Genomic DNA, 14,283 nt, shown 5'->3' on the forward strand with positions numbered 1-14,283 from the left:
GGCAGCTATGAGAAATCATACCATACACCCGCAAGGGCGGGACTCGTACAACCTGAATAAATACATCTGGCGTTTTATCGCCCTGAGCACGGCACAACCGCGCGTGATTACCATTGAGGCCAGCAGCGAACAGGAAGCACGCCAGCAATCCCCGGCTGGCTGCGTGATGGTATTCGCCGCCCGTATTCGTCAGGGGGGGTGCCATGCCTGATATGTCAAATTACCAGTACCTGATTAATCCGCATTTTAACTGTGAGCATGATATTGCTAAAAAGGTTTATTCCGCTGCGGATGGGGCTACTGACAATATATCAATGGCTGTTGCGTCAATTGGTAGCCTGATGTGGCATGCGTCAGAAAATGAGGACTATGACGAAAAGGCCATGCGCATTGATATGGGTAATATCGGTTTGTTACTGGCAATGCTTGGACATTTTGATATTTCGTTACGGTGCACCATTGAAAATGCCACAGATGCATTAAATGCTATAAAGAAAGCGAATACTGATTCAAATCGGGGATAAATAATCATGAGAACGTATTTATCTGGCTTGACTGCCAGCGGTTATGCACACCCCCAAATTATCCCCGGCGCTATTTATCTGGATAAGAACGGTAACAGAGTAACGGTAAAAGAACTGATGTTTGACCGTGTGTATTTTATCCGTGATGGCTATTCATTTCTTAGTTCGCTGAACGTGGAGATCTTTATTAGCAGATTCAGTCGGGAAATCCCGCTTTCCAGAAATAACCATGTGTCATGTATGGATGTTGATAAAAAACTACAGGAACTAAAAAACATGATTGCCGCGTGGAGAGAGCAGAAATGAAAAAAGCGCCAAATTTAAAACACCAGCCGCGTGACAAAATGACGGAAGTCATCATTTTTGCGGGTAGTGATGCGTGGGCACATGCGAAACAGTGGCAGGAACAGGACGGGCGACTGGCTGGCGATAACGTGCCACCTGTCTGGCTTGGAGAGCAACAACTTGCCGAACTGGACAACCTGCAAATCGTACCGGACGGACGCTATCGCGTGCGTCTCTATCAGGCGGGGTTATTGCGTCCGGGGCTTGTTAATACCATCGGGCAGAAACTGGCAGTGGCAGGTGTCAGGGATGCTGATTATTACCCTGAAGGAATGCACAGCCAGAAACGGGAGAACTGGCGCGAATATCTGGAACGTGAACGGGCAGAGCAGGCGGAAAAGAAAAAGGTAGTTGAACTGCCTGTAAAGAAAAAAGAGCGGGTAAAAGACGATAACGCTTCATCACTGGCGCTTAACCAGATGGGAGCAAGTCAACGCGGCGAAGTTCTCCTGGCACATTATGGCGGTGAACTGGCGATTCATGCTGACTCTGACACTGTTCACCATTACAACGGCGTTGTATGGGAGCCAGTACAGGATAAAGAATTACAGCGAGCTATGGCACAGATTTTCATTGATGCGGAGATCAGCTATTCGCAGAACGCCATTAAATCGGCGGTCGATACCATGAAGTTAAGTTTGCCTGTAATGGGGAATACAGCCCGTAACCTGATTGGATTCAGTAACGGGGTATTTGATACCAGAACAGGTAATTTTCGGGAGCATAACAAAAACGACTGGTTGTTAATTGCCAGTGAATTACCTTTCAGCCCACCAGCAGAGGGGGAAACGCTGGCAACACATGCGCCGAATTTCTGGAAGTGGTTACGCCGTTCGGTGGCTGAGAATGACCGCAAGGCGGATCGCGTACTGGCTGCATTATTCATGGTGCTGGCGAACCGGTACGACTGGCAGTTATTCATTGAGGTAACAGGTCCAGGGGGAAGTGGTAAAAGCGTGATGGCGGAGATTTGCACCATGCTGGCGGGTAAGGCCAACACAGTATCGGCAAGCATGAAGGCGCTGGAAGATGCAAGGGAACGCGCGTTAGTGGTTGGCTTTTCGCTGATTATCATGCCGGATATGACCCGCTACGCTGGTGATGGGGCAGGGATTAAGGCTATTACAGGCGGTGACAAGGTGGCAATTGACCCGAAACACAAAGCCCCCTACTCAACGCGTATTCCGGCAGTAGTGCTGGCGGTTAACAATAACGCCATGTCATTCAGTGACCGCAGCGGGGGGATCTCACGTCGTCGGGTGATATTCAATTTTTCGGAAGTTGTACCGGAGAACGAACGCGATCCAATGCTGGCGGAAAAAATAGAAGGTGAGCTGGCGGTAGTGATTCGCCATCTGCTTACACGGTTTGCTGACCAGGACGAAGCCAGACGCCTGTTATATGAGCAGCAGAAATCTGAAGAAGCACTGGCGATAAAGCGAGAGGGGGATTCGCTGGTGGACTTCTGCGGCTATCTCATGGCGTCGGTAATGTGTGATGGCCTGTTAGTGGGTAATGCTGAAATTGTGCCATTCAGCCCACGCAGGTATCTCTATCATGCCTATCTGGCTTATATGAGGGCACATGGGTTTGGTAAACCTGTAACACTGACGCGCTTCGGTAAAGATATGCCGGGGGCAATGGCGGAATATGGCAGGGAGTATATGAAACGGAAAACGAAGCACGGTTTTCGTTCAAACGTGACACTGACGGAGGAATCAGAAGACTGGATGCCATCATGTGTATCGGTCACTAATGACGATAGCAAAAATTAAACTTATTGAATAACTGTTCACCACTGTTCAGCCTGTCATAATTATCTTTTATATCAGTATATTATAGGGTGAACAGTTATTTATGAACTGTTCACCAAACTATTCACTGTTCACCTTTTTGGTTGTTTATTGAGCTTCAAGGGTGAACAGTGGTGAACAGTTGGTGAATAGTTTTTGTGAAACTGTTCACCCCTTAACAGTATGAATTTAAATGGAAAATATCAAAAGGTGAACAGGTGAAGGGTTAAAACGCAAAAATTTTAATTTACTGCTGTGAGATAAAGCCTATGACAGCGAAGCACACAAAAAAATCACAATCGCACGCCCTTGATTTGACGGAACACTGGTTAAGGGTGTCGATAAAAATCATCGACCGCAACGCCGGGGAAGGATATGCGAAAGCACATCCCGAACTGATTAGCGCATTCATGACAACGGCAGCTGCAAACTTTGCCACGCTGACAGAACGGGAGATTGCCGAAGCGGAACAGGTGACAACCATCAACGTTAAAACCGGAGAGCAGACAGCATGACAGCACAGATAGCGGCTTACGGGCGGCTGGTGGCTGACCCGCAGTTAAAGACCACCAGCAAGGGTACACAAATGACGATGGCTAGTATGGCGGTCCCCCTTCCGTGCAGCCAGGCAGATGACGGAACGGCGATGATGTGGTTATCCGTCCTGGCGTTTGGCAGACAGGCCGACGCACTGGCAAAACACCACAAAGGCGAACTGGTGAGCGTGGCGGGTAACATGCAGGTAAGCCAGTGGACAGGCCAGAACGGCGAAACGCGGCAGGGCTGGCAGGTTATCGCAGACAGCGTGATCAGTGCGCGAACAGCGCGACCGGGCGGCAAAAAAGGCCAGCAGGGGCAGGCCACTGACGCACTGAACAGGGCAAAACAGCAGACGGGTCAGCACGATGATCCGTACGGGGACAACATACCGTTTTAGCGACAACAGAGGGGACATTCCAGTGACATTTGAAGAAGTCCAGCAACATAAAAAGTTTCATGATTTTGATGATCTGGAAACCATGACAGCAAAAAAATATCGCCGTCTGCTTTCTTCCGATGCGTTGTTTGTTGTGGATCATCATGATTTTCTGCGTAGCTCACTGACCGGGGAAATTTTCGCAACCAACCGTGAGCAGGTGGAAGCGATGATCGAATATCTGTGGAAAATAAGGCGCAGAATGCGAGATCCCGTGAAACGGTAAAATAATAAAGGCCTGGTAAAATCCAGGCCATTTTTTTACAGTAAGCCTATTAGGGCACTTGCGCCAGCCCCAACAATGCTGGCAACGGTACTGTTTTCCAGTAACTGCTTTAATACTGATTTGGCTTGTACATCCCCCGATTTAGCGACTTTTTCAACCAGTTCAGTGATGCTGATGTTTACCAGCATATGGTTATGCTCACCTATCTGCACTTGATCACCACTAATTGAACCAATGTTAAATGTATTACTTTTAGTTGGCGTCATATGTTCATTTCCCGTGATATTTTCAATATAGAGAGTCAACATATTTGGATGATTGGTTCCCTGTCTGCGGGTTCCATTGGGAAGCAACTTCATATCTATAATTTTTAGATTTATCTCGTTTTTACCGACACGCTGGATAATGTGTTGACCAATAGTTACTTCCGGTTCATTTGTATATGGAATTAATACCTTGTTTTCTTTTGCGTTTCTTTTACCTCTGAATGATTCGCCATTAATTATGAAAGTATCAGGATATACCATTGCGCTTAAATTCATGATGCGTCCTTTGTTGTAGTCAGAGACAGCAATAATAGGCCATGGTTTACTTCTTTTGTAAATTATTTGTTCGTGTTCTTTCGTGGTTGTTCGGTCTGACTGACAGGTGTTTACATACTGATTTTTATGTATATGTTGGAGCGTGGCACTCAGACGTGAGCCGCCACAATGCCGCCTGACCCCCTGCGCGATGCCGGGTTGATCTGCGAGATGCCGAGAGTGTCGGGCGGCGCTCCCCCCGTGTTGGTTTCACGTCCTGAATCTTAACCAATACGAGAAAACCTTCATGAAGAAATTAATCGAACTCCGCCAGCAAAAAAACGCCCTGAAAAACCAGATGCGATCCCTGCTGGAAAAAGCCGACAGTGAAAACCGTAGTCTGAACGCTGAAGAAGGCAAACAGTTTGATGAACTGCGTGCAAAAGCTGATGCCCTCGACACAGAAATTTCCCGCCTCGAGTCTGTGGCTGATGAAGAACGCAGCAAGCCAGGAACGGGCATCCAGAAATTATCATCTGATGAATTGCGTAACTACATCGTAACCGGAGATGTGCGATCACTGTCCACCAGCACTGACAGCGGCAGGGATGGCGGATATACCGTAATTCCTGAGCTTGATCGCGAAGTCATGCGCCAGCTACAGGATGACAGTGTTATGCGCGTGATCGCGACCGTGAAGACCGCAAAATCAAATGAGTTTCAGAAACTGGTTTCCACTGGCGGCGCAACTGTAGGACGAGGCACAGAAGGCAGCGCACGCAGTGAAACCAACACCCCGAAAATTGAACGCGTAACCATCAAGTTGAATCCGATCTACGCCTACCCGAAAACCACGCAGGAAATCCTGGATTTTTCAGAGGTGGATATTCTGGGCTGGTTATCCTCCGAAATTGCCGACACGTTCGCCAGCACCGAAGAGGATGATTTTGTTAATGGCGACGGTAACGGCAAGCCGAAAGGCTTCATGGCTTACACCCGTGCGGCGACCAGTGACAAAACCCGCGCTTTTGGCACCATTGAAAAAATAGTAGCGGCAAGTGGAACCGCCATTACAGCGGACGAACTGATCGACATTCTCTACAAGCTGAAAGCGAAATACCGCAAAAATGCCGTCTGGGTGATGAACTCGGGCACGGCAGGGACACTACAGAAGCTGAAAAATGAGAACGGCGATTATATCTGGCGCGACAGCCTTAAAGAAGGTGCGCCGGATATGTTGCTTGGTCGTCCTGTTTACTGCCTGGAGTCCATGCCGGACATCGGCGCAGGAAAAGCACCGCTAGCGGTTGGCGATTTCAGTCGTGGTTATTTCATCGTTGATCATGTAACAGGGATTCGCACCCGACCGGACAACATTACTGAACCCGGATTCTACAAGGTCCACACGGATAAATATCTGGGCGGTGGTGTGGTGGATTCAAACGCCATCAAAATTCTGGAAATGAAAGCTGGCTAGTCATGAGTAAGGAGGAGGCTGCGGCCTCCTTTTTCAGCTTTATGGAGTACACCGATGAAAAACACCGATTTTGAAATCCGCACATCTGAACTGACCGCCAGCAATAAAAAGCTGGTGGGGTATGCCGTTCGCTGGAACAGCCTTTCAGAAATTATCTGGGACGAATTCCGCGAACAGTTCACGCCGGGGGCTTTTGCTGACTATCTGGCGACGGGTAATGATGTGCGCTGCCTGTATGAGCATGACTATACCCAACTGCTGGGGCGCACCAAATCCGGCACTCTGGTACTGACTGAGGATAACACCGGGTTACGTTTTGAACTGACACCGCCGGATACCCAGCTTGGAAAAGATGTGCTTACGCTGGTGGAGCGTGGCGACATTACAGGAATGAGCTTTGGTTTTCGCGCATTATGCGAGGAGTGGAGTATCGCGCAAAAACCGTATCTGCGTACCGTAACCGCCGCTGAACTCCGTGAAATCACAATAACGTCGATGCCTGCTTATCCAGAATCTGGCGTGGAGATTGCCCACCGTTCGTTGTTTGCACAGCACCCTGAATTACGTCCGACAGGAAATAATCGTCATCGCTGGTCTGAGCTGGCGGGGTTGTGATATGTGGTGGCCTTTTAGTCGTAAAAAAAGCGAGCAGCGTAACCTGTCCATTGATGATTTTCTGGCGCTGTCCGGCGTACCGAATACCGGATCCGGAGAATATGTTTCTGCCGGGACGGCTGAATCATTGCCTGCAGTGATGAATGCGGTTTCTGTCATCGCTGAGGCGGTGGCCACGATGCCGTGTTATCTGTATCTGGTACGTAATGACAAGGGCAGGGAGGCGCGGGAATGGCTGGACAGTCACCCAGTAGATATTCTGCTGAATGAGCAGCCTAATTCGTGCCAGACACCTTACCAGTTTAAACGCACAATGATGCGTCACTGCCTGCTGAACGGTAACGCCTATGCGGTTATTGAGTGGGGGCAGGACGGGCAGCCAAAATCACTTCATCCTTATGCGCCGGGGTGTGTTGTACCGGAACGCACAGGCGCACACAAATACCGCTATACCATCACCGAACCCTGTACAGGAACGGTGCGCACGTATTTACAGGAAGAAGTTTTGCATCTCCGCTATGCCTCGGATGATGGCTTTCTGGGGCGTTCCCCCGTCACGATTTGCCGTGAGGCGCTGGGGCTTGGCCTTGCTCAACAGCGTCACGGAGCCAGCATTATGAAAGATGGCATGATGGCGGCAGGGATTATCACGTCAGGCGAATGGCTGGACGGCGTGAAAGGTAAACAGGCATTGGATGCTCTGGAACGCTACAAGGGGGCGAAAAATGCCGGAAAAACGCCAATCCTTGAAGGGGGCATGGATTACAGGCAACTGGGAATGAGTAACCAGGATGCGGAATGGCTGGCCTCCCGTCGCTTCTCCATTGAAGACATCGCCCGCATGTTCAACGTATCGCCTATTTTTCTGCAGGAATACAGCAACAGCACCTACAGCAATTTCAGCGAGGCAAGCCGCGCGTTTCTGACCATGACAATGCGCCCGTGGCTGGCGAACTTCGAACAGCAAATCAAGGCCGCTTTGCTGGTGGCTTCTCCCGTACCTGGTACCCGTTATCTGGTTGAGTTTGATTCAGCCGATTTATTACGCGCCACACCCACCGAACGTTATGCCACGTATGAGAAAGGGATTAAGAACGGGATCATGAATCCGAACGAAGCCCGTGAGCGTGAGGGTATGCCGCCGCGTGAAGGTGGTGATGAGTTCAGCCAGGCATGGAAACAGACTGTGGAAATTAAAGGGAGAAAAGATGAGTGAAGCCAGAATTACACCTGATGAAGTCAGGGCACATCTTCGACTTGATGATGATTTATCCGGTGAAGGCGAACTTCTGAAAATGTATACCGATGCGGCGCTGGAAGCCTGCCAGAAGCATATCGGGAAACGTTTTGAAGACGGGCTGGAATTTACCCCGGCAATGCGTGTTGGTTGCCTGATGTACATCGCTTTCCTGTACGAGAACCGGGAAGCGGTTTCACCAGTGGAGCACTCGGAACTGCCTATGGCTATTTCTGCGCTCTGGTCAGTTTATCGTGACGTAGGGGTGTACTGATGCCGTGGCAACCATTAAGGCGATGCACTGAGCCTGGCTGTAATAAGCGCGTGAAGTCCGGCAAGTGTGAAGAGCACAGGCGGGCTGCATGGCGTGCAGAGGATGCCAGACGGGGACACCGCCGCGCGCGCGGGTATTCCCGACAGTGGGACAAATACCGCGCCCTGTACCTGAGCAAAAACCCGTTATGCGTGCGTTGTCTGGCTAAGGGGATTTATACGCCAGCTCTTGTGGTGGATCACATCATTCCCATCAATGGCGGCGGTGATGTTCTCTTCTGGCCTGAGTGGAATCACCAGGCATTGTGCCAGACGTGCCACAACCGTAAGACGACACGAGAAGATCCAGCCACGAAAGCAAACCGTAAAGCGGGCATGTATCGCGAGCAGGAAGAACGGGCGGCACACCGTAACGACTGGATGTATGGCGATGATGACTGAACAGGAGCAAACCAGGCTGATACGTGGACTGATAAGGCAGCGTGACACATGGAAGACACAGGAGACAGAGCACAAAGCCAACAGGACAGGGCGCACAAAACGCACCACAGCGAAGCGATTAACCGACCGTGACCGCGAGGTCATGGAATGTTTTCGCAATCGCTGGTGAGGCCGTCAGAGGGGGTGGGGGTGGTTTTCAGGACGAAACCGTCCCTGCCGGACACCGACCGCCCCCTCAAATTTTTGTGCACGGTAATTTTTTTGAAAATAATTGGGCGAAAAAAGAACATGGCAAGACCACCAAAAGCCCCCGCTTACCTGGATGAAATCGCGGTCAGGCAGTGGAAGGAAAAATCGCGCCAGCTTTCCGGGCGGGAAGACCTTACCCCCGCCGACTGGAGCAATCTGGAACTGTATTGCGTTAACTACTCTATATACCGCAAAGCCGTCGAAGACCTTGCGACGCGCGGGTTCAGCATTGTTAACAGTCAGGGCAGCGAGAGCAGAAACCCCGCACTGAGCGCAAAGGCTGACGCAGAAAGAATAATGATCAAAATGGCTTCTTTGCTGGGTTTTGACCCGGTAAGCCGTCGCAGAAATCCACCGGAAACAGAGGAAGAGGACGAACTTGACCGCCTGGCATGAGTACGCAGAAGGCGTAAAAAACGGCAAAATTACGGCCTGTAAACGACTGAAACAGGCTGTTAAACGGTATTTTTCTGACCTTGAAAACTCCCTTTACACGTTCGATCCGGAGGTCGTGGAGCGGTTTATTGCCTTTTCCCGGGTGTGCCCGCACGTAAAAGGCGCAATGCGCGGTAGCCCCATTGAACTTGAGCCGTGGCAGCAGTTCGCCTTTGCCTGCATCCTGGGATTTAAGGTTAAGGCCACCGGACGGCGCAAATACACCAGCGCATTCATTGAAGTACCGCGAAAAAATGCCAAATCCACGGTCGCCGCTATCCTGGCTAACTGGTTTCTGGTTATGGAAAACGGGCAGCAGGATATTTACACCGCCGCCGTGAGTCGTGATCAGGCGCGGATCGTGTTTGATGATGCGCGTCAGATGTGCCTTTTATCCCGACCGTTACGAAAGCGGGTAAATATTCAGGCGCACAAGGTGATACACCCGAAAACCAACAGCCTGTTAAAGCCACTGGCAGCAAAAGCGGCAACCATTGAGGGGACAAACCCGAGTCTTGCCATTGTGGATGAATATCACCTGCACCCAGACAACGGGGTTTATTCCGCACTTGAACTGGGGATGGGGGCGCGTCCGGAGGGGCTGTTATTTGCCATCACCACATCGGGGAGCAACGTTGTTTCAGCCTGTAAACAACACTACGACTATTGCTGCCAGATACTGGATGGTGAAGAGGTGAACGAATCCATGTTCGTACTGATTTACGAGCTGGATGATGAAAGCGAGGTTGACGATCCGGCGATGTGGATAAAGGCGAATCCCAATATCGATGTTTCCGTCGATCGTGAAAAACTGGCCTCAACCATCCAGAAAGCGCGGGGTATTCCGTCGCAGTGGGTGGAAATGCTCACCAAGCGATTCAATATCTGGTGTCAGGGGGCTACGCCGTGGATGGGTAACGGTGCATGGGCGGAGTGCGCCGGAACGTTCGCTGAGGCGGATTTATACGGGCAGGAGTGCTATGCGGGGCTGGACTTATCATCAACCAGCGATATTTCCAGCGTGTGCTATGCCTTTCCGGTCGGTAAAAAGATTATGCTGGTTTCACGTCACTATCTACCGGAATTTCAGCTACAGAACCCTGCCAATAAAAACCGCGCCATCTATCGCCAGTGGGCAAAGGCGGGCTGGATACGCACAACACCGGGTGACTGCATTGATTATGACCGTATCCGTGATGACATCATGGCGGATGCAGAGAATTTCAATATCAGGCTGGTGGGTTTCGATACATGGAACGCCACGCACCTGAGGACGCAGCTACAGGGAGCGGGATTTGAGGTGGAGCCGTTCCCGCAAACGTACCTTCGTTTTAGTCCGGCGGCGAAATCGTTCGAAGTTTTTGTTAACCGGAAGGTGATTGTTCATCGTGGTGATCCGGTGCTGGCCTGGTCAATGAGTAATGTTGTGATGCAGAGTGACGCGAACGCCAATATCAAGCCGAACAAGAAAAAATCATCCAATAAGATAGACCCGAGCGTTGCGGCGCTGATGGCGTTTGGCACATTCCAGGCTGAGCATGAGGAATTTGCATTTGATATGAGCGACAGCCAGAAAGAGCGACTTGCGGCATTTGATGGGGTATGACGAGAATGACTGAAACTGATCTACTAAAAATAATTCGCCGCATTACCGGAATCAGTCAGCAGCCTGACGAACAGGCTACACAGCCGGACAGCGTGATAGCCGAAAATTACGCGCGTGTGGTGGCTGAGGTAATGCGCCGTGACGGTATTGAGCTTAACGGCGTGGATATGCGCAACATACGAACCAGAGTTCTTGAGTTGCTGGCATACCGTCGCCGTTCTCAACAACGGAGGGAGAGCGCGAAAAATACTTACCAGTGGAGGAAGCCGGAGCACTTACGGCGGTAACTGGTTGATATTACCGAAAGTGCAAAAATGCACTTAGCAACTGGTGGCGAGTTGCAGATCTGCAACTCGACTATGAAACTACCCGTAGTTTGGGTAGTAAGAGTAACACCCAGATTTTGGGGCTTACTCGCGATACCCAAATAAAGGGTATCGGTGTAAGAAATATCGTTTCTCATATGTGAGCACCGAGGGCGGAATTCCGCCTTCGGTTACTTATTGTGCTCATGCACAGGGAGGGGCGGGTCAAATCTCTGTACCCTGACGTCTTCCGGACTGCCAGCCCCATCGATTTTTTATACCCGCGAAAAATGAAAAACGCTTCACGCTGGTGGGCCTGATGCCGATATGGTGAGCCACATACCGGAAATATCCACCAGCACGGCAACGGCAGAATAGCCACAACACAGAAAACCCACGAATATGGGGTTTTTGTTATGGCATGGTCATGATGACCGCCCCTGCTCTGAATGGTGGAAATCACCACGCAGATCATCCACCAGCTTCATGACGGATAGCCGGAAAATGATAACGGTTACGCAAAACCACCAGCAAATTTCCCTTTTGTTTGTTATTGTTCATCGTTGTTCGTAGAGCTTCAACGAAATGTGTGGTCAGTTGTGTGGTCAGTTTTGAGGCTTTTAATTTATGCATTCTTAAAAACTTATTTATTATCAATTACTAACAGGAATTAGTAAGAAATACCCGTATCACCTGATCTGGATAATGCCAGCGTAGGGAAGTCACGGACCACCAGGTCATTGCTTCTTCACGTTATGGCAGGAGCAAACTATGCAAGTCGACCTGCTGAGTTCCGCGCAATCTGCGCACGCGTTACATCTTTTTCACAAACATTCCCCCCTTGTGCACTGTATGACCAATGATGTGGTGCAAACCTTTACTGCCAATACCTTACTGGCGCTCGGTGCATCGCCAGCGATGGTCATCGAAACCGAAGAGGCCAGTCAGTTTGCGGCAATCGCCAGTGCGTTGCTGATTAACGTTGGCACGCTGACGCAGCCACGCGCACAGGCGATGCGTGCCGCCGTTGAACAGGCAAAACGCTCTCAAACACCCTGGACGCTTGATCCAGTAGCGGTGGGTGCACTCGATTATCGCCGCCGTTTTTGTCTGGAACTTCTGTCTCATAAGCCAACCGCCATACGTGGTAATGCTTCGGAAATCATGGCATTAGCTGGCGTTGCTAATGGCGGACGGGGAGTGGATACCACTGATGCCGCAGCTAACGCGATACCTGCTGCACAAACACTGGCACGGGAAACTGGCGCAATCGTCGTGGTCACTGGCGAGGTGGATTATGTTACCGATGGACATCGTATCGTTGGCATTCACGGTGGCGATCCGCTAATGACCAAAGTGGTAGGAACTGGCTGTGCACTATCGGCGGTTGTCGCTGCCTGTTGTGCGCTACCAGGCGATACGCTGGAAAATATCGCATTTGCCTGTCACTGGATGAAACAAGCCGGAGAACGCGCAGTCGCCAGAAGCGAGGGGCCAGGCAGTTTTGTTCCACATTTCCTTGATGCGCTCTGGCAATTGACGCAGGAGGTGCAGGCATGAAACGAATTAACGCTCTGACGATTGCCGGTACTGATCCGAGTGGTGGTGCGGGGATTCAGGCCGATCTTAAAACCTTCTCGGCACTTGGCGCTTATGGTTGCTCAGTGATTACTGCACTGGTGGCGCAAAATACCCGTGGCGTACAGTCGGTGTATCGCATTGAGCCTGATTTTGTCGCCGCCCAGCTCGATTCGGTGTTCAGCGATGTGCGAATCGACACCACTAAAATCGGTATGTTGGCGGAAACTGATATTGTTGAAGCGGTGGCAGAACGGTTGCAACGTTATCAGATCCAAAACGTGGTACTCGACACCGTTATGCTGGCAAAAAGCGGCGACCCGCTGCTTTCACCTTCGGCGGTTGCTACGCTGCGCAGTCGATTATTGCCACAGGTTTCATTAATAACGCCAAACTTGCCCGAAGCAGCCGCCTTGCTCGACGCGCCACACGCGCGCACCGAACAGGAAATGCTGGAACAAGGGCGATCGCTGTTGGCGATGGGCTGTGGCGCAGTGCTAATGAAAGGTGGTCATCTGGATGATGAGCAAAGCCCGGACTGGCTGTTTACCCGCGAGGGTGAACAACGGTTTACCGCACCGCGCATTATGACCAAAAACACTCACGGCACTGGTTGTACGCTCTCTGCGGCGTTGGCTGCACTGCGCCCGCGCCATACAAACTGGGCTGACACCGTACAGGAGGCAAAAAGCTGGCTTTCATCGGCGTTAGCCCAGGCCGACACGCTGGAAGTTGGTCACGGTATTGGTCCGGTTCACCACTTCCACGCTTGGTGGTGAGCACCGTACTATAGCTGCTTTGGTTATTGTCAGCCTTTGGCGCTGACATTCAGGGATGAAACCAATGCAGCTGAGAATCACCAGTCGAAAAAAATTCACCGTTTTATTATGCGCTCTTGGGCTAATTTCCATCGTTGCAATTTATCCGCGTCAGACGGTGAATTTTTTCTATTCGACAGCAATTCAGATTAAAGACTACATCCACTTCTACGGTTATCGCCCGGTCAAATCTTTTGCTATTCGCATTCCTGCCAGTTACACCATTCATGGTATTGATGTTTCACGCTGGCAGGAGCGAATCGACTGGCAGCGGGTGGCAAAAATGCGCGATAACGGTATTCGCTTACAATTTGCCTTTATTAAGGCGACGGAAGGCGAAAAGCTGGTGGACCCCTATTTTTCGCGTAACTGGCAACTAAGCCGCGAAAATGGCCTGCTGCGCGGGGCGTATCATTATTTCTCCCCGTCGGTATCCGCTTCAGTTCAGGCGCGATTATTTCTGCAAACGGTGGATTTCTCACAAGGCGATTTACCTGCCGTGCTGGACGTAGAAGAACGGGGAAAATTATCGGCAAAAGAATTACGCAAGCGGGTAAGTCAGTGGCTAAAAATGGTCGAAAAACGCACGGGAAAAAAGCCGATTATTTACTCAGGAGCCGTTTTTTATCACACGAATCTGGCGGGCTATTTCAATGAATATCCGTGGTGGGTGGCTCACTACTATCAACGTCGTCCGGACAATGACGGCATGGCCTGGCGCTTCTGGCAGCATTCCGACCGTGGGCAGGTAGATGGCATTAATGGTCCGGTGGATTTTAATGTGTTTAATGGCACAGAGGAGGAGTTGCAGGGATTCGTTGATGGGATTAAAGAAACGCCTTAAATAAGAAGCAGTGATATACT

General features: G+C 50.6%; 20 protein-coding genes. 19 read left to right on the forward strand and 1 reads right to left on the reverse strand.

What is annotated here, in order from left to right:
* Positions 1 to 7 precede the first annotated feature (7 nt).
* The 7 genes from ACJHWR_RS12970 (at position 8) to ACJHWR_RS13000 (ending at position 3,864) form a co-directional block, all read left to right on the forward strand.
* Positions 8 to 211, forward strand: a complete 204-nt coding sequence (locus tag ACJHWR_RS12970) for a host cell division inhibitor Icd-like protein (protein ID WP_012311676.1) — start codon at positions 8 to 10, stop codon at positions 209 to 211.
* Positions 204 to 524, forward strand: a complete 321-nt coding sequence (locus ACJHWR_RS12975; RefSeq protein WP_001113141.1) for a hypothetical protein — start codon at positions 204 to 206, stop codon at positions 522 to 524. Before ACJHWR_RS12970 ends, ACJHWR_RS12975 begins: the two co-directional genes overlap by 8 nt.
* Before the next feature lie 6 nt (positions 525 to 530).
* Positions 531 to 830 carry a DUF4222 domain-containing protein gene (locus tag ACJHWR_RS12980; RefSeq protein ID WP_001261505.1) on the forward strand — a complete coding sequence of 100 codons (300 nt, stop codon included), beginning with the start codon at positions 531 to 533 and terminating at the stop codon, positions 828 to 830.
* Positions 827 to 2,644, forward strand: coding sequence for a primase-like DNA-binding domain-containing protein (locus ACJHWR_RS12985; RefSeq protein WP_000710160.1), 1,818 nt, complete (start codon positions 827 to 829; stop codon positions 2,642 to 2,644). Before ACJHWR_RS12980 ends, ACJHWR_RS12985 begins: the two co-directional genes overlap by 4 nt.
* Positions 2,645 to 2,931: 287 nt before the next feature.
* Positions 2,932 to 3,177 carry a hypothetical protein gene (locus tag ACJHWR_RS12990; RefSeq protein ID WP_000125507.1) on the forward strand — a complete coding sequence of 82 codons (246 nt, stop codon included), beginning with the start codon at positions 2,932 to 2,934 and terminating at the stop codon, positions 3,175 to 3,177.
* Entirely contained in the window at positions 3,174 to 3,599 is a 426-nt protein-coding gene (locus ACJHWR_RS12995; protein ID WP_000126652.1) for a single-stranded DNA-binding protein, read from the forward strand. Before ACJHWR_RS12990 ends, ACJHWR_RS12995 begins: the two co-directional genes overlap by 4 nt.
* 16 nt (positions 3,600 to 3,615) lie before the next feature.
* Complete coding sequence (locus ACJHWR_RS13000) at positions 3,616 to 3,864, forward strand: hypothetical protein (protein WP_024167808.1); 249 nt, start codon at positions 3,616 to 3,618, stop codon at positions 3,862 to 3,864.
* Positions 3,865 to 3,899: 35 nt separating this feature from the next.
* On the opposite strand, the gene ACJHWR_RS13005 is transcribed toward ACJHWR_RS13000, so the two are convergent.
* The gene (locus ACJHWR_RS13005; protein ID WP_001053662.1) at positions 3,900 to 4,406 is read right to left on the reverse strand and encodes a hypothetical protein; all 507 of its coding nucleotides are present in this window, start codon (positions 4,404 to 4,406) and stop codon (positions 3,900 to 3,902) included.
* 286 nt (positions 4,407 to 4,692) lie between these two features.
* Here ACJHWR_RS13005 and ACJHWR_RS13010 point away from each other — a divergent pair, with 286 nt between their 5' ends.
* From ACJHWR_RS13010 to ACJHWR_RS13065, 12 genes are all read left to right on the forward strand, one after another.
* Positions 4,693 to 5,862 carry a phage major capsid protein gene (locus tag ACJHWR_RS13010; RefSeq protein WP_000733253.1) on the forward strand — a complete coding sequence of 390 codons (1,170 nt, stop codon included), beginning with the start codon at positions 4,693 to 4,695 and terminating at the stop codon, positions 5,860 to 5,862.
* 54 nt (positions 5,863 to 5,916) lie between these two features.
* Positions 5,917 to 6,477, forward strand: coding sequence for an HK97 family phage prohead protease (locus ACJHWR_RS13015; RefSeq protein ID WP_000798773.1), 561 nt, complete (start codon positions 5,917 to 5,919; stop codon positions 6,475 to 6,477).
* A gap of 1 nt (position 6,478) precedes the next feature.
* Complete coding sequence (locus ACJHWR_RS13020; RefSeq protein WP_000270251.1) at positions 6,479 to 7,693, forward strand: phage portal protein; 1,215 nt, start codon at positions 6,479 to 6,481, stop codon at positions 7,691 to 7,693.
* Positions 7,686 to 7,988, forward strand: coding sequence for a head-tail connector protein (locus tag ACJHWR_RS13025; protein WP_001287546.1), 303 nt, complete (start codon positions 7,686 to 7,688; stop codon positions 7,986 to 7,988). Before ACJHWR_RS13020 ends, ACJHWR_RS13025 begins: the two co-directional genes overlap by 8 nt.
* Positions 7,988 to 8,428, forward strand: a complete 441-nt coding sequence (locus ACJHWR_RS13030; protein ID WP_001145897.1) for an HNH endonuclease signature motif containing protein — start codon at positions 7,988 to 7,990, stop codon at positions 8,426 to 8,428. Before ACJHWR_RS13025 ends, ACJHWR_RS13030 begins: the two co-directional genes overlap by 1 nt.
* Positions 8,412 to 8,597, forward strand: a complete 186-nt coding sequence (locus ACJHWR_RS13035) for a hypothetical protein (RefSeq protein WP_001251188.1) — start codon at positions 8,412 to 8,414, stop codon at positions 8,595 to 8,597. The genes ACJHWR_RS13030 and ACJHWR_RS13035 overlap by 17 nt, the downstream gene beginning before the upstream one ends.
* A gap of 119 nt (positions 8,598 to 8,716) precedes the next feature.
* Complete coding sequence (locus ACJHWR_RS13040; protein WP_001353110.1) at positions 8,717 to 9,073, forward strand: phage terminase small subunit P27 family; 357 nt, start codon at positions 8,717 to 8,719, stop codon at positions 9,071 to 9,073.
* Positions 9,057 to 10,718 (forward strand): terminase large subunit, encoded by a 1,662-nt coding sequence (locus ACJHWR_RS13045; RefSeq protein ID WP_000127869.1) that lies wholly within the window; start codon positions 9,057 to 9,059, stop codon positions 10,716 to 10,718. Before ACJHWR_RS13040 ends, ACJHWR_RS13045 begins: the two co-directional genes overlap by 17 nt.
* Before the next feature lie 5 nt (positions 10,719 to 10,723).
* Positions 10,724 to 11,005: a hypothetical protein gene (locus ACJHWR_RS13050; protein WP_001353111.1), complete on the forward strand. Its 282-nt coding sequence runs from the start codon at positions 10,724 to 10,726 to the stop codon at positions 11,003 to 11,005.
* A gap of 789 nt (positions 11,006 to 11,794) precedes the next feature.
* Complete coding sequence (gene thiM / locus ACJHWR_RS13055; protein ID WP_001195575.1) at positions 11,795 to 12,583, forward strand: hydroxyethylthiazole kinase; 789 nt, start codon at positions 11,795 to 11,797, stop codon at positions 12,581 to 12,583.
* Entirely contained in the window at positions 12,580 to 13,380 is an 801-nt protein-coding gene (gene thiD / locus ACJHWR_RS13060; RefSeq protein WP_000822274.1) for a bifunctional hydroxymethylpyrimidine kinase/phosphomethylpyrimidine kinase, read from the forward strand. Before thiM ends, thiD begins: the two co-directional genes overlap by 4 nt.
* A gap of 64 nt (positions 13,381 to 13,444) precedes the next feature.
* The gene (locus ACJHWR_RS13065) at positions 13,445 to 14,263 is read left to right on the forward strand and encodes a glycoside hydrolase family 25 protein (protein WP_012311759.1); all 819 of its coding nucleotides are present in this window, start codon (positions 13,445 to 13,447) and stop codon (positions 14,261 to 14,263) included.
* The last annotated feature ends 20 nt before the right edge of the window (positions 14,264 to 14,283 follow it).

Origin of the sequence: Escherichia sp. WS568, assembly GCF_046486085.1 — a bacterium.
In the GTDB taxonomy this organism is placed as follows: domain Bacteria; phylum Pseudomonadota; class Gammaproteobacteria; order Enterobacterales; family Enterobacteriaceae; genus Escherichia; species Escherichia coli.